Source organism: Rathayibacter sp. VKM Ac-2927 (assembly GCF_022815525.1).
Taxonomy (GTDB): domain Bacteria; phylum Actinomycetota; class Actinomycetes; order Actinomycetales; family Microbacteriaceae; genus Rathayibacter; species Rathayibacter festucae.
This window is the reverse complement of the sequence record NZ_JALGRT010000001.1, coordinates 675,589-695,895: the sequence shown is the minus strand read 5'-3', so window position 1 is coordinate 695,895 and position 20,307 is coordinate 675,589. Positions and strand designations below refer to the sequence as shown.

Genomic DNA, 20,307 nt, shown 5'->3' with positions numbered 1-20,307 from the left:
ACCCGTCCCTCGCAGCAGCGGGGCGGTGCAACGAGACCCTGGGAGTGCAATGTCGAAGATCAAGGTTGAAGGAACCGTCGTCGAGCTCGACGGCGACGAGATGACGCGGATCATCTGGCAGAAGATCAAGGACACCCTGATCCACCCGTACCTCGACGTGAACCTCGAGTACTACGACCTCGGCATGGAGTACCGCGACCAGACCGACGACCAGGTCACGATCGACGCCGCCCACGCCATCCAGAAGCACGGCGTCGGCGTCAAGTGCGCGACCATCACGCCCGACGAGGCGCGCGTCGAGGAGTTCGGCCTGAAGAAGATGTGGAAGTCGCCGAACGGCACGATCCGCAACATCCTCGGCGGCGTCATCTTCCGCGAGCCGATCATCATCTCGAACATCCCGCGCCTGGTGCCCGGCTGGAACAAGCCGATCATCATCGGCCGCCACGCCTTCGGCGACCAGTACCGCGCCACCGACTTCGTCTTCAAGGGCAAGGGCACGCTCACCGTCGAGTTCACCCCCGAGGACGGCTCCGAGCCGATGAAGTTCGAGGTCTACAAGGCCCCCGACGACGGCATCGCGCAGGTCCAGTACAACCAGGACTCGTCGATCCGCGACTTCGCGCGCTCCTCGCTCAACTACGGCCTGACCCGCAACTACCCGGTCTACCTCTCCACGAAGAACACGATCCTCAAGGCCTACGACGGCCGGTTCAAGGACATCTTCGAGGAGATCTTCGAGACCGAGTTCAAGGAGCGCTTCGAGGCCGCCGGTCTCACCTACGAGCACCGCCTCATCGACGACATGGTCGCCTCGGCCATGAAGTGGGAGGGCGGCTACGTCTGGGCCTGCAAGAACTACGACGGCGACGTCCAGTCCGACACCGTCGCGCAGGGCTTCGGCTCGCTCGGCCTGATGACCTCGGTCCTCTCCACCCCCGACGGCAGCGTCGTCGAGGCGGAGGCGGCGCACGGCACCGTCACGCGCCACTACCGCCAGCACCAGGCCGGCAAGCCCACCTCGACGAACCCGATCGCCTCGATCTACGCCTGGACGCGCGGCCTCGCGCACCGCGGCAAGCTCGACGGCAACCAGGAGCTCATCGACTTCTCGCTGACCCTCGAGGACGTCGTCATCAAGACGGTCGAGTCCGGCAGCATGACGAAGGACCTCGCGCTCCTCGTCGGCCCCGACCAGGCCTGGCAGACGACCGAGGAGTTCCTCGCCACGCTCGACGAGAACCTCAAGGCGCGCATGGCGAGCTGAGCTCCGCCCCTCGGCCCGGCCTCGGGCTCGCACGAACGGCTCCGGCTCGCGGGAATCCTCGGATTCCGCGAGCCGGAGCCGTTTCCGCGTGCCGGAGGTGCGGTGGCGGTCGGTACCGCCGTCAGAGCACGCGCGCCAGCTGCTCCATCGCCGCCCGGGGATCGCTGCCGACCGGCATGAGCACGGTGCTGGCCGCTCCGGCCGCGTGCAGCTCGTCGATCCGCGCGCGGGCCGTCTCCGGAGTCCCGACGACGGCGAGCCGGTCGACCCACTCGTCCGGCAGATCGCGGACGAAGGCGGCGCGGTCGGCGCTCCGGGCGCGCAGCTGCGCGAACTCCTCGGCGAAGAGCAGCGGCTCGATGTGCGGCGCCCAGTCCGGCTCACCGACCCACTCCAGTCCGGGGCGCACGGCGGCGCGGGCCTCTCCGGCGTCGTCCGAGACGGCGGCCACGTTGTAGGCGACGACGCGGCCCGGCGTGCCCATCTGCTCCCGGGCGCGGGCGAGGTACTCCGGAGCGACCGGCTCGGCGAGGATCGCCCCGTCGGCGATGCGCCCGGCGAGCTCGAGCGAGCGCGGTCCGCGCACGCCGGCCAGCAGTGGCGGCACGACCCGCGGCGGCGACTCGAGCCGCAGCCCGTCGACGTGGACGTAGCGGCCGTCACGGGTCACCTGCTCGCCGGCGAGCAGTGCGCGGATCGCGTCGAACTGCTCCGAGAGCAGGGTCAGCGGGCTCTTCGGCCAGACGCCGAGTCCGCGCATCCAGCCCGGCATGCCGTGGCCGATGCCCGCGTGGACGCGGCCGGGGAAGAGCTCGGCGAGCGTGCCGAGCTCCATCGCGGTGAAGGCGGCGGTGCGGACCGCGGCGGGCAGGATGCCGATGCCGACGACGATCCGCTCGGTCGCGGCGAGGACGGCCGCGGCCTGGGCGACGCCGCCGCGGAAGCCGAGGTCCTCCACGACCCAGAGCTCGTCGAAGCCGAGCTCCTCGGCCCGGCGGGCGTAGGGCAGGACCTCGGCGGCGGGGAGATCGCGGGGGAGCAGGACGCCGACGGCGGCGTCAGGATTCGGAGAGCGCATCCCGCCAGCGTAGGACCGGCGGGGTGGAGTCCCCGAAATGGGGGCATCCGGATCCCCGGAGATCGGACGCCGCTGTCCCCCGAACAAGGACTTCGTTACCTGTTCGTAACAGAGCTGGGCGATCCAGTTCGTAGGGTCGACTCTGTGCGAGAACCGATCCGGTTCTCAGCAACTGTGAGTAAAGGACATCGATTGCCGCTTCACTTGTCCCACCGTCCACCCGTCCGCCGCGCTGAGAAGCGCATCCTCGCCGGCCTCGCCGCCCTCGGCATCGCCGCCTCCGGCGCCTTCGCCGTCTCGGCCGCCTCGGCCGCCCCGCTCGTCGGCGGGGCCGCTCTCGTCGGCGGACTCTCCACCCTCCAGACCTTCGACGACGGCGACTACGTCGTCACGCTCGTCGAGCCGTCCGCGGCGACCTACGAGGGCACCGACGCCCGCTTCGCCCGCACCGCTCCGGACGCCGGCGCGCAGCTGCAGGCCCGCTCGGCTCCGGTCGAGGACTACTCCGCGCACCTCGAGCAGCGGCAGGACGACGTCGCCGCCGCCGTCGACGCCGCGATCGGCTACCACTACACGGTCGCCCTCAACGGCTTCTCCGCCTCGCTCACCGCCGCGCAGGCGAGCGAGCTCGCCGGCCGCAAGGACGTCGCGCAGGTGCGGGAGCTCGAGGACCTGAAGCTCGACCGCGCCGCGGCCTCCACCACGTCGGCTCCCGGCGCCACCGCCGAGGCCGGCATCCCCGTCCCCGACACCGGTCAGGAGTCCTCCACGAGCTTCCTCGGCCTCGAGGGCGACGGCGGAGTCTGGGACACCGTCGGCGGTGTCGAGAAGGCCGGCGAGGGCATCGTCGTCGGCGTCATCGACTCCGGCATCGCACCCGAGAACCCGTCCTTCGCGGGCGCTCCGCTCGCGACCTCCCCGGGCGCCGCTCCCTACACGGACGGCACGACCGTCAGCTACCGCAAGTCCGACGGCACCACCTTCGCCGGCTCCTGCTCGCCCGGCCTCGCCGGCTCCGAGCAGTGGGACGGCGGCGAGTGCAACCAGAAGCTGATCGGCGCGCGCTGGTTCCTCGGCCAGAACGAGGAGGCCGGCTCCGCTGACAACCCCGAGTACCGCTCCCCGCGCGACGCGGACGGCCACGGCTCGCACACCGCGAGCACGGCGGCCGGCAACGCCGACGTCGAGGCCTCGGTCGACGGCTACGACTACGGCACCATCTCCGGTGTCGCACCCGCCGCGAAGGTCGCCGCCTACAAGGTCTGCTGGAACGGCGACGTGGACGGCACCGACGACGACGACTACTGCTCCGGCGAGGGCATCCTGGCCGCGATCAACGCGGCCGTCGCGGACGGCGTCGACGTGATCAACTTCTCGATCGGCGGCGGTTCCGCCGTGTCGACGCTGACCCCCTACGACGAGGCGTTCCTGAACGCCGCGGCCGCGGGTGTCTTCGTGGCCGCTTCGGCCGGCAACTCCGGCCCGGGCGTCTCGACCCTCGACCACGCCTCGCCCTGGTACACCACGGTCGCCGCGTCCTCGATCCCGACCTACACGGCCACCGCCACCCTCGGTGACGGCCAGGCCTTCGTCGGCGGATCGATCAGCGTGCACGACGACGTCACCGGCCCCCTCGTGAACAGCGCCGACGTCGTCGTCGCCGGAACCGAGAACGCCGACATCTGCGCGCCGGGCTCGCTCGACGCCGCGAAGGTCGCCGGGAAGATCGTCGCCTGCACCGCCGGCGTCACCGCGCGCGTCTCCAAGTCGGCCGAGGTCGACCGGGCCGGGGGCATCGGCATGCTGCTGCTGAACCCGTTCCCGAACGCCCTGCACGTCGACGACCACTCGGTCCCGAGCATCCAGATCGACTCGCAGGCCTACGACGCGATCACCGCGTACGCCGGCACCGCGGGCGCGACGGCGACGCTGACCGAGGGCAACGCGACCGGCACCGAGATCCCGGTGCCGCAGGTCGCAGGATTCTCCTCGCGCGGCCCGGCCGAGGCGGACGGCACCGACGTGCTCAAGCCCGACCTCACGGCGCCCGGCGTCGCGATCCTCGCCGACAGCTTCAACGCCGAGGGCGACGACCCCGCCTTCGCGTTCGAGTCCGGCACCTCGATGTCCTCCCCGCACATCGCGGGCCTCGCCGCCCTCATCCTCGGCGTGACCCCGAACGCGTCGCCGTCGGCGGTCAAGTCGGCCATGATGACGACCTCCTACGACAGCGTCGACCAGTCGGGTGCCGCGTCCGACGACGTCTTCGCGCAGGGCGCCGGACACGTCGACCCGACCGCGTTCCTCGACCCCGGACTGCTCTACGAGAGCGGCACGAGCGACTGGATCGCCTTCCTCAAGGGCGCCGGCTACGTCTTCGCCGACCCCGAGCTCGACGCGGTCGAGGCGATCGACCCGTCCGACCTCAACCAGGCCTCGATCGCGATCGGCGCCCTGGCCGGGACCCAGACGGTCACCCGCACGGTCACCTCGACCGAGGCCGGCAGCTACACCGCCGGCCTCGACATCCCGGGAGTCGACGCCGTCGTCTCCCCGTCGACCCTCTCCTTCACCGGAGCGGGCCAGACCGCCGAGTACACGGTGACCTTCACCCGGACCGACGCCGAGCTCGCCGAGTTCGCGACCGGCTACCTCACCTGGTCGAGCGCCGAGCACGAGGTGCGCAGCCCCGTGGCCGTGCGTCCCGTGCTGCTCGACGCGCCGTACGAGGTGTCGGGCTCCGGCTCGACCGGCTCGACGAGCGTCGAGATCATCCCCGGCATCGACGGCCCGCTGCCGCTGGTTCCGAGCGGCCTCGCGGTGGGAGTCCTCGCCGAGGACGCGACCGCGGCGGACGGCCACACCGGCACGCTGCCGCAGGGCGAGACCTTCGAGACGACCGTCGAGGTGCCCGAGGGCACCGAGTTCGCCCGCTTCGACCTCGACTCGCTCGACGACACGGCCGACCTCGACCTGACGATCGCGCAGATCGTTGACGGGAAGCCGGTGACCACGGCGACCAGCGCGACCGGCTCGGCCGACGAGCGGGTGGACCTTTACGCCCCTGAGGCCGGCAGCTACCTGGTCTCCGCGGACATCTACGCGGTGGGCGCGGAGCCGGAGGCGACCTTCGACCTCCGGAGCTTCCTCATCGCGGCGGACGGCGGCGAGGGCTCGCTGACCACCGCGCCCGAGACCGTCGACGCGGTCCTGGGTGAGCCGACGAGCTACTCCGTGTCCTGGACCGGCCTCGCCGGCCCGGCGCAGTACCTCGGCAGCGTCGACTACGCGGACTCGGGTCTCCGGACCCTCGTCAGCGTGGACGTGACGGAGGCGGCGACGCCGGCTCCGACCGCGACGCCGACGGCCGGACCCACGGCCGAGCCGACCGCGACGCCGACCGCCGGACCGACGGCGACGCCGGCTCCGACCGGGACGCCGACCGCCGGACCGACCGCGCCTCCTGCGCCGACCTCCACGCCCACCGCCGGACCGGGCGCGCCCGGCCACGGCGCGGGCGGCCTGCCCTCCACCGGCTTCGGCGGCGGACTGCTCGGAGCGGGCGCCCTGGCGCTGATCGGCGCCGGAGCGGTGCTGACGGGACTGCGTCGCCGCGCGCTCGCGCAGCGTGAGGCGGGCGCCGCGGAGTAGCTCTCCGCAGCCCGGCGACGGCCGCTCCGCACGCCCCTCCGGGGGCGGCGGGGCGGCCGTCGCTCGTTGCGCGCGGATCGAGCCCCACCGTCGTCAGCAGGGTGGTCTGCAGACCACTGTCCTGATGGAGGTGGATCTCGATACGCACGCTGCGCGGGCTACTCGATCAGCATGAAGCGACGCCCTCGTCTGCTGAGCCGCAGCCCCTTGCATGCTGGTCGAGTAGCCCCGCAGGGGCGTATCGAGACCCGCCGTCGTTCGCAGGGTGGTCTGCAGGCTCCGGTTCGGGTGGTGGTGGATCTCGATACGCCCGCTGCGCGGGCTACTCGATCAGCATGAAGCGACGCCCTCGTCTGCCAGCGAAGGTGCACTCGCACAGCGCCGTCAGCTCAGCGCGCGGCGCCCCGAGATCACGCCGGACACCACGGCGACCACGCCGAAGACGATCGCGACGACCGGCTGGCCGAGGTCGAGCCAGGCGAGGGCGGCAGCGCCCATGACCAGCAGCTCGATCAGCGAGCGGCCGTAGAGGTCGATCGCGAGGACGGCGCGCGGCGACAGGAAGAGCGCCCAGAGCAGGATCGCCAGCACCGGTGCGCCCACACCGAAGACGATGCTCCACGGCAGATCCCAGGACAGGAAGCCCCACAGTCCGAGGCTGACGAACGCGAACAGCTCGAGCACGAGGCGGGGGACGTCGTTCGGCCCGACCTTCGGATCGGTCCGTGCAGTGCCCGCTGTCGCTCGATTCACGCGGACCATCGTATCCGCCCGCGGTGAGTCGCCCGAGAGGGCTCGTTCTCCCGCCCTGTGGTCAGCCGTTCCGGGCGAGTCGACGCCGCGCGCCGGAGCGGGGCGGCGGTCAGTGGAAGATGATCGTCCGGGCGCCGTCGAGCAGCACGCGGTCCTCCGCGAACCACTTCACGGCCTGGGTGAGCGTGCGGCTCTCCTCGTCCTGCCCGATCGCGACCAGCTGCGCGGGCGAGTGCGAGTGGTCGACCCGCACGACGTTCTGCTCGATGATCGGGCCCTCGTCGAGGTCGCTCGTCACGAAGTGCGCGGTCGCGCCGATCAGCTTCACCCCGCGGGCGTGCGCCTGCTTGTAGGGGTTCGCGCCCTTGAAGCCGGGCAGGAAGGAGTGGTGGATGTTGATCGCCCGGCCGGCCAGGCGCGCGCAGAGCTCGGGGGAGAGGATCTGCATGTAGCGGGCGAGGACGACCAGCTCGACGTCGTGCTCCTCGACGACCTCGACGACGCGCTCCTCGAAGGCGCGCTTGGTCTCGGGCGACGTCACCGCGCGCGACTCGAACGGCACTCCGTAGAAGCCGGCCAGGTCCTGCAGGGTGGCGTGGTTCGAGAGGATCAGCGGGACGTCGATGGCGAGCTGCCCGGCGCGCTGGCGGAACAGCAGGTCGTTCACGCAGTGCCCCGCGGTCGAGGCGAGCAGCAGCGTGCGCAGCGGGCGGCCGACGACGTCGAGCCGCCAGGTCATGCCGTAGTGCTCGGTGACGGGGAGCAGCGCGGCCTCGAACTCGTCGCGGGTGACGGGCGACTGCACCTGCAGGCGCATGAAGAAGCGCCCGGTGTCGGCGCTGGAGAACTGCTGGCTCTCGGTGATGTTGCCGCGGGCCTGCACCACCGCTCCCGAGACCGCGTGCACGATGCCGGGCAGATCGGGGCAGGCGAAGGTGAGCGTCCAGTGGTTGCCGGGACCGTCGTCGCCGGCGCCGCTCGCCGCGTCGGCGGGCGTTCGGGCGGGAGCGGGCGCGGCGGAATCGGTCTGCATCCGCTCAGGATATCGGCCGCCCGTTGCTACACTGGCCGCGTCGCGACTGGCGTTCGGATGGGTGACCATCAGGGAGCGGCACCCTCTCCGGAGACCTCTTCCGGACACTTTTCCTGCCGCTCGCCTGGGCCGGAACGGATACCGTTGTTCTGCGTGCCCGAGCGTGCCTCGTCGCCTCGCGGACGCCATCCGTTTCGCAGCCAAGGAGCGCACGTGTCCTCTTCTCCCGCCTCGAGCACCGCCAGCACCGGTGTCTCGGCCTCGTTCAACGAGCCCGTCTCCGTCGTCGATCCCGAGATCGCCGCCGTCCTGCAGCAGGAGCTCGACCGCCAGCGCGGCTACCTCGAGATGATCGCCAGCGAGAACTTCGTGCCGCGCGCGATCCTCGAGTCGCAGGGCTCGGTCCTCACCAACAAGTACGCCGAGGGCTACCCCGGCCGTCGCTACTACGGCGGCTGCGAGTTCGTCGACGTCGCCGAGCAGCTCGCGATCGACCGCGCCAAGGCCCTCTTCGGCGCCGAGTTCGCGAACGTCCAGCCGCACTCCGGAGCGACCGCGAACGCGGCGGCGCTCGCCGCCCTCGTCCAGCCGGGCGACACCATCCTCGGTCTCGAGCTGGCGCACGGCGGCCACCTCACCCACGGGATGAAGCTCAACTTCTCGGGCAAGCTCTACAACGCCACCGCGTACGGAGTGGACCCGCAGACCTTCCGCATCGACATGGACGCGGTCCGCGAGAAGGCCCTCGAGGTCCGCCCGCAGGTCCTCATCGCCGGCTGGTCGGCCTACCCCCGCCACCTCGACTTCGAAGCGTTCCGCGCGATCGCCGACGAGGTCGGCGCCAAGCTCTGGGTCGACATGGCGCACTTCGCCGGACTCGTCGCCGCGGGCCTGCACCCCTCGCCCGTCCCGCACGCCGACGTGGTGACCACCACGGTGCACAAGACGCTCGCCGGCCCGCGCTCGGGCCTCATCCTCGCCAAGCAGGAGTACGCCAAGAAGCTCAACTCCGCCGTCTTCCCGGGCCAGCAGGGCGGACCGCTCATGCACGTCATCGCCGCGAAGGCCACCGCGTTCAAGCTCGCGGGCGAGCAGGAGTTCGCCGACCGCCAGGCGCGCACCATCCGCGGCGCGCAGATCCTCGCCGAGCGCCTCACCGCCGCCGACTCGAAGGCCGAGGGCATCGACGTGCTCACCGGCGGCACCGACGTGCACCTCGTGCTCGCCGACCTGCGCGACTCCCCGCTCGACGGCAAGCAGGCGGAGGACCGCCTGCACGAGGTCGGCATCACGGTCAACCGCAACGCGGTGCCGTTCGACCCGCGCCCGCCGATGGTCACCTCGGGCCTGCGGATCGGCACCCCCGCGCTCGCGACCCGCGGCTTCGGCGACGCCGAGTTCACCGTCGTGGCCGACGTGATCGCCGAGGCGCTCAAGCCCTCGGCCGACCTCGAGGCGCTGCGCGCCCGGGTCATGGGGCTCACGGACGACTTCCCGCTGTACCCCGGGCTGTAGGCCGCCCCGCCCCTTTCGGGTGACCCTGCGCTCGGCGGGGTCCGGAGCGCCGAGCGCGCCTCCGGACACCGCCGAGCACTACTGCACGACAGGCGCGGGAGCGCCGACGAACGAGGAGTTCCACGATGACGGCACAGGTACTCGACGGCGTCGCGACCGCCGCGACGGTCAAGGCGGAGATCGCCGAGCGCGTGGCCGTGCTGCGCGAGAAGGGCGTCGTGCCCGGTCTCGGCACGCTGCTGGTCGGCGACGACCCGGCCTCCCGCTCCTACGTCGCGGGCAAGCACCGCGACTGCGCGGAGGTGGGCATCGAGTCGATCCGCGTCGACCTGCCCGCCACGGCCTCCGCCGAGGACATCCGCGCGGCCATCCGACAGCTCAACGAATCGGACTCGGTGACCGGCTACATCATCCAGCTGCCGCTGCCCAAGGGCATCGACGAGAACGCGATGCTCGAGCTGATGGACCCGGACAAGGACGCCGACGGACTGCACCCGACCAACCTCGGCCGGCTGGTGCTGGGCGTCGAGGGCGAGCTCGACAGCCCGCTGCCCTGCACGCCGAACGGCATCGTCGAGATGCTGAAGCGCCACGAGATCCCGATCTCGGGGAAGCACGTCGTGGTCGTCGGGCGCGGGCTCACGGTCGGCCGCCCGCTCGGGCTGCTGCTGACCCGCAAGGGGCTCGACGCGACGGTGACGCTGACGCACTCGCGGACGACGGATCTCGCGGCGGAGGTGCGGCGGGCGGACATCGTGGTCGCCGCTGTGGGTGTTCCAGGGCTGATCGCGGCGGACTGGGTGAAGCCGGGGGCGGCGGTGCTCGACGTCGGGATCACGCGGGTCGAGAATCCGGAGACGGGGAAGGCGAAGCTGACCGGCGACGTCGCTCCCGGAGTCGCGGAGGTCGCGGGGTGGCTGTCGCCGGTGCCGGGCGGGGTCGGGCCGATGACGCGGGCGATGCTGATCCACAACGTGGTGGGGGCGGCGGAGCGGGCTCTGCGCTAGTTCGACGTCGGGGGGTGCTTGCTGCTGCCGTTCTGACGGGGGGAGGGGCGCGGTGCCTCGTCGCGGCTCCTTCCCGCGCGCCTTCGGCGCGCCCGCCAGACCCGAGCCAGGAGCCGCGACGAGACACCGCGCCCCTCCGGGCCGGCGGACGGGGGACCGGGCTTCGCCGGTCGGGGGCGCTGAGGCTCGTTGGGGACCGGAGCACCGAGTGTTGAGGACCAGGGGCGGCGGGACCAGGCGACGGGGCACTCAGGAGTGGAAGCGGACCTCGTCCCCTGGGGTCAGGTGGGCCAGGGCGTCGAGGGACGTCGAGGCGATGACGGCGAGGACCGGGTAGCCGCCCGTTGTGGGGTGGTCGGGGCCGAAGAGGACGGGGAGGCCTGAGGGCGGGAGCTGGATCGAGCCGTGGACCAGGGCCTCGCTGGGGAGCTCAGGGGCGTCGCCTGTGGGGAGGGGGGTGCCGGTGAGGCGGAGGCCGATGCGGTCGGCGGAGGGGCTGAGGTGCCAGGGGCCGGTGAGCAGGCGCTGCCACGTGCCGGGGGGCAGGAGGTCGAGGCGGGGGCCGGGGTGCACGCGCAGGACCGGGTCTCGGGGCGGGTCGAAGGGCCACCAGTCGGGGAGGAGGACCTCGCCGGCGGGGGTGCCGAACGCGAGCAGGCCGCCGGGGCGGAGGGGGGCCGGGCCGAGGGCGGAGAGGGTGTCGCGGGAGCGGGAGCCGAGGACGGGTGGCGCGGCGATGCCGCCGCGGACGCCGAGGGTGCGGCGCAGGCCCGTCGTCAGGGGGCCGAGTCGCAGGACCGAGCCCTCGGGGGCGAGCGTCGGCAGGACGCGGGCGAGGGCGGCGCCGTCGAGGGTCGCGGCTCCGGCGGCTCCGGTCAGGCTGATCCAGGCGGAGGTCTCGAAGCGGGCGGTGAAGCCGGCGCCGAGCAGTTCGAGCGCAGCCGCGTCCGGGGCGTTGCCGAGCAGGCGGTTCGCGAGGCGGAGAGCGCCGCGGTCCATCGCGCCGGAGCGTCCGACGCCGACGGCGGCGTGGCCGGGGCGGCCGTGGTCCTCGACGAGGGCCAGGGGGCCGGGGTCGAGGATGCGCAGGCTCACGGCAGTGCCCGGAAGCGGACCTCGTCGCCGGGGGCGAGCAGGGCGGGCGGCAGGCGCTCGATGTCCCAGAGCTCCGCGTCGGTCGAGCCGATCAGCTGCCAGCCGCCGGGGGAGGAGCGCGGGTAGACGCCGGAGTAGCCGGCTGCGAGGGCGACCGCGCCGGCGGGGACGCGGGTGCGCGGCTCGGCGCGGCGGGCGACCTCCGGCCAGGGGGTGAGCGCGACGAGGTAGGCGAAGCCGGGGGCGAAGCCGCCGAAGGCCGCGCGCCACGGGGTCGCCGTGTGGCGGCGGATCAGCTCGGCGGTCGTCCAGCCCAGGGCGTCCGCCGCCTCGGCGAGGTCGACGCCGTCGTAGCGGACGGCGATCTCGTGCCGGCGGCCGACGGTGCCCGGCACGTTCGGCTCCGTCGCCTCCGCGGTCCGCAGGATCCACGGGGACGCGGTCGCGACCGGCAGTGACTCGTCCAGCACGACGAGGACCGTCCGGGCGGCAGGGACCAGGTCGAGGACGCCCGCGGGCCGGGAGCGGTCGAGCGCCGCCGCGAGGGCGAGCGCCTCGTCGAGGCCGTCGACCTCGGCCAGCACGGCGCGGTCGCCGGAGGGCAGCAGCCGCACCGGGATCACGGCGCAGCGCTCACCAGGGTGACGCCCGCCTCGGAGAGGGCCGCGCGCACCGCCTCCGCCATCGCGACGGCGCCGGGGGTGTCGCCGTGGACGCAGAGGGAGTCGACGTCGAGCTGCAGGTCCTCGCCCGAGGCGGCCGTCACGGCGCCCTCGAGGACCATCCGCACGGCCCGGGCGGCGACGACCGCCGGGTCGGTCAGCAGGTCGCCCGGCTCGCCGCGGGGCACCAGCGTGCCGTCGGCGCGGTAGCCGCGGTCGACGAACGCCTCGCGGAGGAACGGCAGGCCGGCGCTCGCCGCCGCGCGCTCGACGGCGGAGGACCCGAGGCCGAGCAGGGGCAGTGCGGGAGCGGTGTCCCGGACGGCGGCGACCACCGCCTCCGCCTGCCGCTCGTCGTGCACGATGCGGTTGTAGAGAGCCCCGTGCGGCTTGACGTAGCGCACCTCCGTGCCCGCGGCTCGCGCGATCGCCTGCAGGGCGCCGAGCTGGTAGACGACGTCGGCGTGCAGCTCGGCCGGGTCGACGGGGAGGTCGCGGCGGCCGAAGCCGGCGAGATCCCGGTAGGCGACGTGGGCGCCGATCGCCACACCGCGCTCGGCGGCGGTGCGGCAGGTGGCGAGCATGATCGAGGGGTCGCCGGCGTGGAAGCCGCAGGCGACGTTGGCGCTCGTGACGATCCGGAGCATCGCGTCGTCGTCGCCGAGCGACCACACACCGAAGCCCTCGCCGAGGTCGGCGTTCAGATCGATCGTCCTCCGCATCCTCCGAGCCTACGGGCGGCGTCCAGCCGGGGCTCGCTAGCGTGGGTAGACGCGCTCGCGTTCCCACCCCCTCCGGACCACCGCTCGAGCGCGCCCCCACGAAGGAGAAAACATGCTGACCGTCAACGCCTACGCCGCCCCCTCCGCCACCGAGCCGCTCGTCCCCACCACGATCGAGCGCCGCGACGTCGGAGCGCACGACGTGCTCATCGAGATCGCCTACGCGGGCATCTGCCACTCCGACATCCACACCGTCCGCGGCGAGTGGGGCCCCGTCCAGTACCCCCTCACCGTCGGCCACGAGATCGTCGGCGTCGTCGCCGAGGTCGGCTCCGAGGTGACCAAGCACAAGGTCGGCGACCGCGTCGGCGTCGGCTGCATGGTCAACTCCTGCCGCGAGTGCGAGAACTGCCTCGCCGGCGAGGAGCAGTACTGCCTGAAGGGCAACACCGGCACCTACGCCTCCGTCGACCGCGACGGCACCGTCACCCAGGGCGGCTACTCCACCCACGTCGTCGTCGTCGAGGACTTCGTGCTCCGCGTCCCGGAGTCGATCCCCTACGAGGCCGCCGCGCCGCTGCTCTGCGCCGGCATCACCACCTACTCGCCGCTCTCGCACTGGGAGGCGGGCCCCGGCAAGCGGGTCGCCGTCGTCGGTCTCGGCGGGCTCGGCCACATGGCCGTCAAGTTCGCGCACGCGATGGGCGCCGAGGTCACCGTGCTCTCGCAGTCGCTGAGCAAGAAGGAGGACGGCCTCCGTCTGGGCGCCGACCACTACTACGCGACGAAGGACGAGGAGACGTTCTCCACGCTCAAGAACACCTTCGACATCATCATCAACACGGTCAGCGCGCCGCTCGACCTGGACGCCTACCTCGGCCTCCTGCGCCGCAACGGCACGATGGTGAACGTCGGCGCTCCGGCCGAGGCGCTGCCGCTGCACGTCTTCACCCTGTTCGCCGCGCGCCGCTCCTTCGCGGGCTCGGGCATCGGCGGCATCCGCGAGACCCAGGAGATGCTCGACTTCTGCGCGGAGAAGGGCATCGCGAGCGAGGTCGAGGTCGTCTCGGCGTCGCAGATCAACGAGGCCTACGAGCGCGTGCTCGCCTCGGACGTGCGCTACCGCTTCGTCATCGACATCGCGACGCTCACGAAGTAGCGGTTCCACCGGTCGCGGGGTCGGCTACGGTCGTTCGCATGAGCGAGCGCAGCCACCCCGCGGTCGACCGCGTCCTGGCCGATCTCGAGGCGCACGGGATGCGGCCGCCGGTCCGCTGGCTCGACGAGGCGGCGTCGACGGCGGCGCTCGCCGCGGCCGCCCTCGGCATCGAGGTCGGCCAGATCGCGAACTCGCTGGTCTTCCTCCTCGACGGGTCGCCGCTGCTGATCCTCACCAGCGGCGCGCACCGCGTCGACACCGACTGGCTGGGCGCTGAGCTCGGCGGGGAGATCACCCGCGCCTCGGCCGCGGTCGTCAAGGCCGCGACGGGCCAGACCATCGGCGGCGTCGCGCCGGTCGGTCACCCGACCCCGCTGCCCACCGTGGTCGACTCCGCCCTGGCCGAGTTCGACACCGTCTGGGCGGCCGCCGGCCACGCCCACACCGTCTACCCGACCAGCGCCGCGGAGCTCGTCCGCGTCACCGGAGGCGCTCTGCGCTCGGTCGTCCCGCCGGCGCCGGCCGAGTAGCCCGCTCCGCGTTTCGTGGTGAGGAAAAGGACGCGCCGCGCCCCTTCTCATGCTGGTCGAGTAGCCCCGCAGGGGCGTATCGAGACCCACCGCCCTCGACAGGGCGGGTCTGCAGACTCGCGTTCTGACGGTGGTGGATCTCGATACGCCGCGCTCCGCGGGCTACTCGATCAGCATGGTTCGCCCATGCCTACCAGGTGATCTCTCCTAGGAGATCGGAGGATCAGCGGACGCGGCCCGCGCCGTCGGCCGCGGTCACGAGGAAGAGCTCGGGCGTGCGGAAGCCCTTGTCGGCGAAGGCGGCGAGGACCGCCGCGCGGACCTCCTGCTCCTTCTCGACCGGGGTGAGCGCGATGGCGGAGCCGCCGAAGCCGCCGCCCGTCATCCGCGCACCGATCGCGCCGGCGCCGCGGGAGGCCTCGACGGCGGTGTCGAGCTCCGGGATCGAGATCTCGAAGTCGTCGCGGAGCGAGACGTGGCCGGCGTCGAGGAGCTCGCCGATCGCGCGCGGCCCCTGCTCGCGGAGGGTGCGGACGGTGGTGAGGACGCGGGCGTCCTCGGTCACCACGTGCTTCACCCGGCGGTAGGTCACGTCGTCGAGGAGCTCCTCGGCGCGCGGCAGGTCGTCCACCGACAGCTCGCGCAGCGACTCCACCCCGAGCGTCGAGGCACCGAGCTCGCAGGACGCACGGCGCTCGGCGTAGCCGCCGGTGGCGTGCGCGTGCTCGACCCGGGTGTCGATGACGAGGAGCACCAGCCCGGCCTCCTCGAAGCCGAGCGGCACGACCTCGGTGTCCAGGCTCCGGCAGTCGAGGAAGACGGCCGCGTCGCGCTCGCCGAACAGCGAGGCGGACTCGTCCATGATCCCGGTCGGCGCGCCGACGGCCACGTTCTCGGCGCGACGGCCCACGCGGGCGAGCGTCGCTCGGTCGAGCCCGAGCTCCCAGAGCTCGTTCAGCGCCACGGCCATCGCGCACATCAGTGCGGCCGAGCTGGAGAGCCCCGCGCCGACCGGCACGTCGGAGTCGACGAACGCGTCGAAGCCCGAGCGCGCGCCGAGGTCGACGCCGTACTCGGTGAGCGCCCAGACGACACCGAGCGGGTAGGCAGACCAGCCGTCGAGCGCGTCCGGCCCGAGGTCGTCCAGCGAGATCTCGACGTGCTCGGGGGAGAAGGCGCTCGAGATCCGGACGACCCGGTCCTCCCTCGGCGCGACGGCCATCGCGGTGGCGCGGTCGATGGCGAACGGGAAGACGAAGCCGTCGTTGTAGTCGGTGTGCTCGCCGATCAGGTTGACCCGGCCGGGGCCGGCCCAGACGCCGACGGCCGGGTGGCCGTAGGCGCGCTCGAAGTCCTGCGCGGCGCGCTCGGCGACGGCGTCGAGGGAGGCGGAGGTGGTCATCGGTTCTCCTCGGGGGTGGTGTCGGCGGCGGGGAGCGACGCGTCGGGGTTCGCGGCCGTCTCGGCGGCCAGGGTCGCGGCGTCGGCGCGCTCGATCGCCTCGCGCAGGGCGGCGGCGCTCGTCTCGGGGGCGATGTCGCCGATCCAGGCGCCCATCGCCGCCTCGCTGCCCGCCAGGTACTTGAGCTTGGTGGCGGCGCGGCGCGGCGACGTGATCTGCAGCATGAGCCGCACCTCGTCGCGCCGCTCGTGCACCGGCGCCTGATGCCAGGCGGAGATGTAGGGGGTGGGCGAGTCGTAGAGCGCATCGATCCCGCGCAGGAGCCGCTGGTAGACCACGGCGAGCTCGTCGCGCTCCTCGGGCGTCGTCTCGCTGATGTCGGCCACGTGGCGGTGCGGCAGCACGTGCACCTCGATGGGCCAGCGCGCGGCGAAGGGCACGAAGGCGGTCCAGTGCTCGCCGCGGACGAGCACGCGCTCGCCGGCCTGCTCGAAGGCGAGGATGTCGGCGAACATCCCGGGGCCGTAGGCGTCGAGCGACGCGAGCAGCCGCGTCGTGCGCGGGGTGACGTACGGGTAGGAGTAGATCTGGCCGTGCGGGTGGTGCAGGGTGACCCCGATCGCCTCTCCGCGGTTCTCGAACGGGAAGACCTGCTGCACCCCGGGCAGAGCCGACAGCGCGGCGACGCGGTCGGCCCACGCCTCCACGACGGTGCGGGCCCGCGAGGCGGAGAGGGTCGCGAACGAGCCCTCGTGCTCGGGGCTGAAGCAGACGACCTCGCAGCGGCCGACGCTCGTCAGGGTCCGTCCGAGGCCGAGCGTGCGGAGGTCCTCGAGGGACGCGGGCGCGTCCTCGTCCTCGAGCAGCGGCCCGAAGGACGGCGAGCGGTTCTCGAAGACGGCGACGTCGTAGACGCTCGGCACCTCCGACGGGTTCGTCGGCGAGGCCGGGGCGAGCGGGTCGAGCTCGGCGGGCGGCAGGAAGACGCGGTTCTGCCGGGAGGCGGCGATCGACACCCACTCCCCGGTGAGGACGTCCTGGCGCATGCGCGCGGTCGCGGGGCGGGGATCGAGCTCGCGGGCGTCCGCCGAGCGCTCGGGAGGGAGGGACGTGTCCGCGTCATCGAAGTAGATGAGGTCGCGGCCGTCGGCGAGGACGTGCGGGCGCTTGACGACGCCGGCGGAGAGGGGGATCGCTTCGTTCATGGCACCGCCCACGATAGACCGCGACCTTCGGAAAGGAAAGCGTGGTTTCTCTTTGACAAGTCGATGGCGCGAAGGACACGATGGAGCGATGAGGACGGACGGGGAGCAGGAGGGCCGCTCGGCGCTCGAGCGCCGCTTCGAGATGCGGCTGCTCGCCGAGAAGCAGGGCTTCGTCTCCGTCGCGGACCTCTCCGACCGCCTGGGCGTCTCCGTCGTCACCGTCCGCTCCGACCTCGACCGGCTCGCCGGCGAGGGGACCGTCCAGCGCGTCCGCGGGGGAGCCGTGCCGACCGGCGAGCGCTCGGGGGAGCGCTCGTTCGAGGAGGGCCTCGCCTCCGCCTCCGACGAGAAGGCCGCGATCGGCCGCGAGGCCGCCGCCTCGGTGGTCTCCGGCGAGAGCGTGATCCTCGACGTCGGCACCACGACGCTCGCGATCGCCCACGCACTCGTGGCCCGCGACGACCTCCGCGATGTCACCGTCGTCACCAACGGCCTCAGCGTCGCCCTCGCGCTCGAGCCCGCCATCCCGCGCTTCACCGTCGTCGTCACCGGCGGCACCCTGCGCCCGCTGCAGCACTCCCTCGTCGAGCCGCTCGCCTCCGAGGTGCTCGAGCGGATCCGCGCCGACGTCGTCTTCGTCGGCTGCACGGGCGTCCACCCGGAGGCGGGCGTGACCAACGTGAACCTGCCCGAGGCGACGCTCAAGCGCCGCATGCTGCACGCGGCCACCCGCCGCGTCGTGGTCGCCGACTCGAGCAAGCTCGGCGTCGTCGACCTCGGCCGGGTCGCCGGCACCGAGGAGTTCGACCGCCTGCTCACCGGTGCGTCCGCGGGCGACGCCGTCGTGGAGCGGCTCGAGGCGGCGGGCCTCGCCGTCACCCGCTGCGGCACGCTCCGGCCCGGTCCGCAGGCCGACGGCGGTGCCGGTCCGTAGGATTCAGGGATGGCCGACTTCACTCCCGCCCCCGCAACCGGGCGCCAGTTCGCCCTCGACCTCACCGCCGAGGGACGCACCCTGCACGCCGTCGTCACGGAGGTGGCCGCAGGGCTGCGCCACCTCTCCGTCGACGGCGTCGAGATCACCGCCGGATACCCCGAGACCGTCGTCCCGCCGTTCGGCTCGGGCATCGTCCTGATGCCCTGGCCCAACCGCGTGAAGGACGGCCGCTGGCACCACGCCGGGCGCACCCAGCAGCTCGACATCACCGAGCCCAAGTACCACAACGCGATCCACGGCCTGCTGCGCAGCGCCTCCTACCGCGTCGTCGAGCAGGGCCCGTCCTTCGTCGAGCTCGCCGCGCCCGTCGTCCCGCAGGCCGGCTACCCGTTCCACCTCGAGACCACGGTCCGCTACGAGCTGCAGGCCGACGGCCTGAAGGTCGTGCACCGCGTCGTCAACGTCGGCGCCGATGAGGCACCCGTCGCGATCGGCACGCACCCGTTCCTCGCGATTGGCGACGTCCCGACCGACGAGCTCGAGATCACGGTCGACGCGGCCGTGCACATCGAGGTCGACGAGCGGCTCAACCCCACGGGTCAGAGCCCGGTCGACGGCACCGAGTGGGACCTCCGCCGCGGCCGCCGGATCGGCGAGCTCGAGCTCGACGACGCCTGGGCCGACGTCACGATCGTCGACGGCGAGAGCGTCCACGGCCTCCTCGCCGACGACGGCCGCCGCGTGCTGCTCTGGGCCGACGCCTCGCACAACTTCATCCAGGTCTTCATCACCCGGATCTTCCCCGACGGCGACGACGTCAAGACCGCCATCGCGGTCGAGCCGATGACCGCGCCCGCCGAGGCGCTCAACTCCGGTCAGGGCCTGCGCTGGCTCGAGCCCGGCGAGGAGTGGAGCGTCGCCTGGGGCATCCGCCACGAGGGATTCCCCGCCTCGTCATGACGACGAGCAGCACGAGCGCCGTCAGCACCGCCACGGCCGGAACCTCCGCGGGCCGCGACGACGAGGCGAAGCGCGCCGCACTCGTCGCGATGAAGCGGCTCGCCACCGGTCTGCTGGTGCTGATGGCGATCGTGTTCGCCGTGTCCTTCGCGCTCCAGGACCGCTACCCCTGGCTGCAGTGGGTGCGCGCGGCGAGCGAGGGCGGCATGGTCGGCGCGCTCGCGGACTGGTTCGCGGTGACGGCGCTCTTCCGGCGGCCGCTCGGGCTGCCGATCCCGCACACGGCGATCATCCCGACCAAGAAGGACGAGATCGGCGCGAGTCTCGCCCAGTTCGTGGAGGAGAACTTCCTCCGCGGCGCGATCGTCCGCGAGAAGCTCGACTCCTTCGGCATCGCCCGCCGTGCCGGGCTCTGGCTCGCCGAGCCCGAGAACGCGCATCGCGTCGGCGGCGAGAGCGCGGCGGCGGTCCGCTCCGCGATCGCGCTGCTCGACGACTCCGACGTGCAGCGCGTGATCGAGGCGCTCGCCCGGCGCCACCTGCTCGACCCGCAGTGGGGCCCGCCGCTGGGCTCGCTCGTCGGCAGCGTCGTCGAGGCCGGGCACCACCGCCGGCTCGTCGACACGCTGGTCGAGCAGGCCGAGGCCTGGCTGATCGCGAATCCCGAGAGCTTCACGAGGATGGTCAGCGGCCGGCTCCCCAGCTGGCTGCCCTCCGCGGTCAGCCGGGCGGTCGACGAGCGGCTCTACCGCGAGGCGCTCGTCCTCGTCGAGACGATCCGCGACGACCAGGGCCACCCGTTCCGGATCGCGGTGGACGGCTACCTCGCGACGCTCGCGAAGGACCTCGGCAGCGACCCCGACCTGATCCTGCGCGTCGAGGAGATCAAGAACCGCGCCTTCGACAGCCCCCGGGTGCGCGAGCTGGCCGGGGACGCCTGGGAGTCGACGAAGTCGTCGCTGCTCGGCGCGATGGACGACCCCGAGAGCCCGCTGCGCGCGAGCATCGAGTCGATCGTCGTCGACCTCGGCCGCCGGCTCTCGACCGATCAGGCGCTCGCCTCGACCGTCGACACCTGGATCGGCACCGTCGCGGCGAACCTCGTCGACCGCTACCGGGGCGACATCGCCAGCATCATCGGCGAGACGATCGGCCGCTGGGACCCGCAGGAGACCTCCGAGAAGCTCGAGCTGCAGGTCGGCAAGGACCTGCAGTTCATCCGGATCAACGGCACCGTCGTCGGCTCGCTGGCGGGCCTGGTGATCTTCACCGTCGCCCACGCTCTCCTGGGCTCCTGACGCGGGACGCCCGCCGGATCGGGCGCGCGATCG

At 72.9% G+C, this 20,307-nt stretch carries 17 protein-coding genes; 9 read left to right on the top strand and 8 right to left on the bottom strand.

The genetic code is table 11. The features are described 5' to 3' along the window. The first annotated feature begins 49 nt into the window (after positions 1-49). A complete protein-coding gene (locus MT353_RS03265) occupies positions 50-1,267 on the top strand; it encodes an NADP-dependent isocitrate dehydrogenase (RefSeq protein ID WP_123445123.1) in 1,218 nt (405 codons plus the stop codon). Between the two features lie 121 nt (positions 1,268-1,388). Here MT353_RS03265 and MT353_RS03260 read toward each other — a convergent pair whose 3' ends face one another. Further along, positions 1,389-2,345: an LLM class flavin-dependent oxidoreductase gene (locus MT353_RS03260; RefSeq protein WP_243623595.1), complete on the bottom strand. Its 957-nt coding sequence runs from the start codon at positions 2,343-2,345 to the stop codon at positions 1,389-1,391. Positions 2,346-2,549: 204 nt separating this feature from the next. On the opposite strand from MT353_RS03260, the gene MT353_RS03255 reads away from it, so the two are divergent. After that, positions 2,550-5,996 carry a S8 family serine peptidase gene (locus tag MT353_RS03255; protein WP_243623594.1) on the top strand — a complete coding sequence of 1,149 codons (3,447 nt, stop codon included), beginning with the start codon at positions 2,550-2,552 and terminating at the stop codon, positions 5,994-5,996. A gap of 384 nt (positions 5,997-6,380) precedes the next feature. Here the strand turns inward: MT353_RS03255 and MT353_RS03250 are convergent, their stop codons facing one another. Both MT353_RS03250 and purU read right to left on the bottom strand, forming a co-directional pair. Then, positions 6,381-6,749 carry a YrdB family protein gene (locus tag MT353_RS03250; RefSeq protein ID WP_243623593.1) on the bottom strand — a complete coding sequence of 123 codons (369 nt, stop codon included), beginning with the start codon at positions 6,747-6,749 and terminating at the stop codon, positions 6,381-6,383. A 109-nt stretch (positions 6,750-6,858) separates the two neighbouring features. Then, complete coding sequence (gene purU / locus MT353_RS03245) at positions 6,859-7,782, bottom strand: formyltetrahydrofolate deformylase (RefSeq protein WP_243600597.1); 924 nt, start codon at positions 7,780-7,782, stop codon at positions 6,859-6,861. A gap of 213 nt (positions 7,783-7,995) precedes the next feature. On the opposite strand from purU, the gene glyA reads away from it, so the two are divergent. Together glyA and MT353_RS03235 are read left to right on the top strand one after the other, a co-directional pair. Beyond that, positions 7,996-9,297, top strand: a complete 1,302-nt coding sequence (glyA, locus tag MT353_RS03240; RefSeq protein WP_308197501.1) for a serine hydroxymethyltransferase — start codon at positions 7,996-7,998, stop codon at positions 9,295-9,297. Between the two features lie 125 nt (positions 9,298-9,422). Then, on the top strand, positions 9,423-10,304 hold the full coding sequence (locus MT353_RS03235) for a bifunctional methylenetetrahydrofolate dehydrogenase/methenyltetrahydrofolate cyclohydrolase (protein WP_123445127.1): 882 nt from the start codon (positions 9,423-9,425) through the stop codon (positions 10,302-10,304). 249 nt (positions 10,305-10,553) lie between these two features. On the opposite strand, the gene MT353_RS03230 is transcribed toward MT353_RS03235, so the two are convergent. Genes MT353_RS03230 through MT353_RS03220 form a run of 3 tightly spaced genes read right to left on the bottom strand, consistent with a single transcriptional unit; the run spans position 10,554 to position 12,783 of the window. Beyond that, complete coding sequence (locus MT353_RS03230) at positions 10,554-11,399, bottom strand: biotin-dependent carboxyltransferase family protein (protein ID WP_243623592.1); 846 nt, start codon at positions 11,397-11,399, stop codon at positions 10,554-10,556. Beyond that, positions 11,396-12,022, bottom strand: coding sequence for an allophanate hydrolase subunit 1 (locus MT353_RS03225; RefSeq protein WP_243598718.1), 627 nt, complete (start codon positions 12,020-12,022; stop codon positions 11,396-11,398). Before MT353_RS03225 ends, MT353_RS03230 begins: the two co-directional genes overlap by 4 nt. Continuing rightward, positions 12,019-12,783 carry a LamB/YcsF family protein gene (locus tag MT353_RS03220; RefSeq protein ID WP_243598719.1) on the bottom strand — a complete coding sequence of 255 codons (765 nt, stop codon included), beginning with the start codon at positions 12,781-12,783 and terminating at the stop codon, positions 12,019-12,021. The genes MT353_RS03225 and MT353_RS03220 overlap by 4 nt, the downstream gene beginning before the upstream one ends. 112 nt (positions 12,784-12,895) lie before the next feature. Here MT353_RS03220 and MT353_RS03215 point away from each other — a divergent pair, with 112 nt between their 5' ends. Both MT353_RS03215 and MT353_RS03210 read left to right on the top strand, forming a co-directional pair. Further along, positions 12,896-13,942: an NAD(P)-dependent alcohol dehydrogenase gene (locus MT353_RS03215; RefSeq protein ID WP_123735082.1), complete on the top strand. Its 1,047-nt coding sequence runs from the start codon at positions 12,896-12,898 to the stop codon at positions 13,940-13,942. Between the two features lie 38 nt (positions 13,943-13,980). Then, positions 13,981-14,472: a YbaK/EbsC family protein gene (locus MT353_RS03210; RefSeq protein WP_243598720.1), complete on the top strand. Its 492-nt coding sequence runs from the start codon at positions 13,981-13,983 to the stop codon at positions 14,470-14,472. A 223-nt stretch (positions 14,473-14,695) separates the two neighbouring features. Here MT353_RS03210 and galK read toward each other — a convergent pair whose 3' ends face one another. Continuing rightward, positions 14,696-15,874 carry a galactokinase gene (gene galK / locus MT353_RS03205; protein ID WP_243598721.1) on the bottom strand — a complete coding sequence of 393 codons (1,179 nt, stop codon included), beginning with the start codon at positions 15,872-15,874 and terminating at the stop codon, positions 14,696-14,698. After that, positions 15,871-17,079, bottom strand: coding sequence for a galactose-1-phosphate uridylyltransferase (galT, locus tag MT353_RS03200; RefSeq protein ID WP_123702214.1), 1,209 nt, complete (start codon positions 17,077-17,079; stop codon positions 15,871-15,873). The genes galK and galT overlap by 4 nt, the downstream gene beginning before the upstream one ends. A gap of 88 nt (positions 17,080-17,167) precedes the next feature. On the opposite strand from galT, the gene MT353_RS03195 reads away from it, so the two are divergent. From MT353_RS03195 to MT353_RS03185, 3 genes are read left to right on the top strand one after another with little or no spacing between them, the layout of a single operon-like run. After that, on the top strand, positions 17,168-18,013 hold the full coding sequence (locus MT353_RS03195) for a DeoR/GlpR family DNA-binding transcription regulator (protein WP_243623591.1): 846 nt from the start codon (positions 17,168-17,170) through the stop codon (positions 18,011-18,013). A gap of 9 nt (positions 18,014-18,022) precedes the next feature. Next, positions 18,023-18,976 carry an aldose 1-epimerase family protein gene (locus MT353_RS03190; protein WP_243623590.1) on the top strand — a complete coding sequence of 318 codons (954 nt, stop codon included), beginning with the start codon at positions 18,023-18,025 and terminating at the stop codon, positions 18,974-18,976. Next, positions 18,973-20,274: a DUF445 domain-containing protein gene (locus MT353_RS03185; protein WP_243623589.1), complete on the top strand. Its 1,302-nt coding sequence runs from the start codon at positions 18,973-18,975 to the stop codon at positions 20,272-20,274. The genes MT353_RS03190 and MT353_RS03185 overlap by 4 nt, the downstream gene beginning before the upstream one ends. Positions 20,275-20,307 lie beyond the last annotated feature (33 nt).

Coding starts and splice junctions, on each gene's coding strand:
- MT353_RS03265 (WP_123445123.1), top strand. CDS start 50: ATGTCGAAGATCAAGGTTGAAGGAACCGTCGTCGAGCTCGACGGCGAC.
- MT353_RS03260 (WP_243623595.1), bottom strand. CDS start 2,345: ATGCGCTCTCCGAATCCTGACGCCGCCGTCGGCGTCCTGCTCCCCCGC.
- purU (WP_243600597.1), bottom strand. CDS start 7,782: ATGCAGACCGATTCCGCCGCGCCCGCTCCCGCCCGAACGCCCGCCGAC.
- MT353_RS03235 (WP_123445127.1), top strand. CDS start 9,423: ATGACGGCACAGGTACTCGACGGCGTCGCGACCGCCGCGACGGTCAAG.
- MT353_RS03220 (WP_243598719.1), bottom strand. CDS start 12,783: ATGCGGAGGACGATCGATCTGAACGCCGACCTCGGCGAGGGCTTCGGT.
- MT353_RS03215 (WP_123735082.1), top strand. CDS start 12,896: ATGCTGACCGTCAACGCCTACGCCGCCCCCTCCGCCACCGAGCCGCTC.
- MT353_RS03210 (WP_243598720.1), top strand. CDS start 13,981: ATGAGCGAGCGCAGCCACCCCGCGGTCGACCGCGTCCTGGCCGATCTC.
- galK (WP_243598721.1), bottom strand. CDS start 15,874: ATGACCACCTCCGCCTCCCTCGACGCCGTCGCCGAGCGCGCCGCGCAG.
- galT (WP_123702214.1), bottom strand. CDS start 17,079: ATGAACGAAGCGATCCCCCTCTCCGCCGGCGTCGTCAAGCGCCCGCAC.
- MT353_RS03195 (WP_243623591.1), top strand. CDS start 17,168: ATGAGGACGGACGGGGAGCAGGAGGGCCGCTCGGCGCTCGAGCGCCGC.
- MT353_RS03190 (WP_243623590.1), top strand. CDS start 18,023: ATGGCCGACTTCACTCCCGCCCCCGCAACCGGGCGCCAGTTCGCCCTC.
- MT353_RS03185 (WP_243623589.1), top strand. CDS start 18,973: ATGACGACGAGCAGCACGAGCGCCGTCAGCACCGCCACGGCCGGAACC.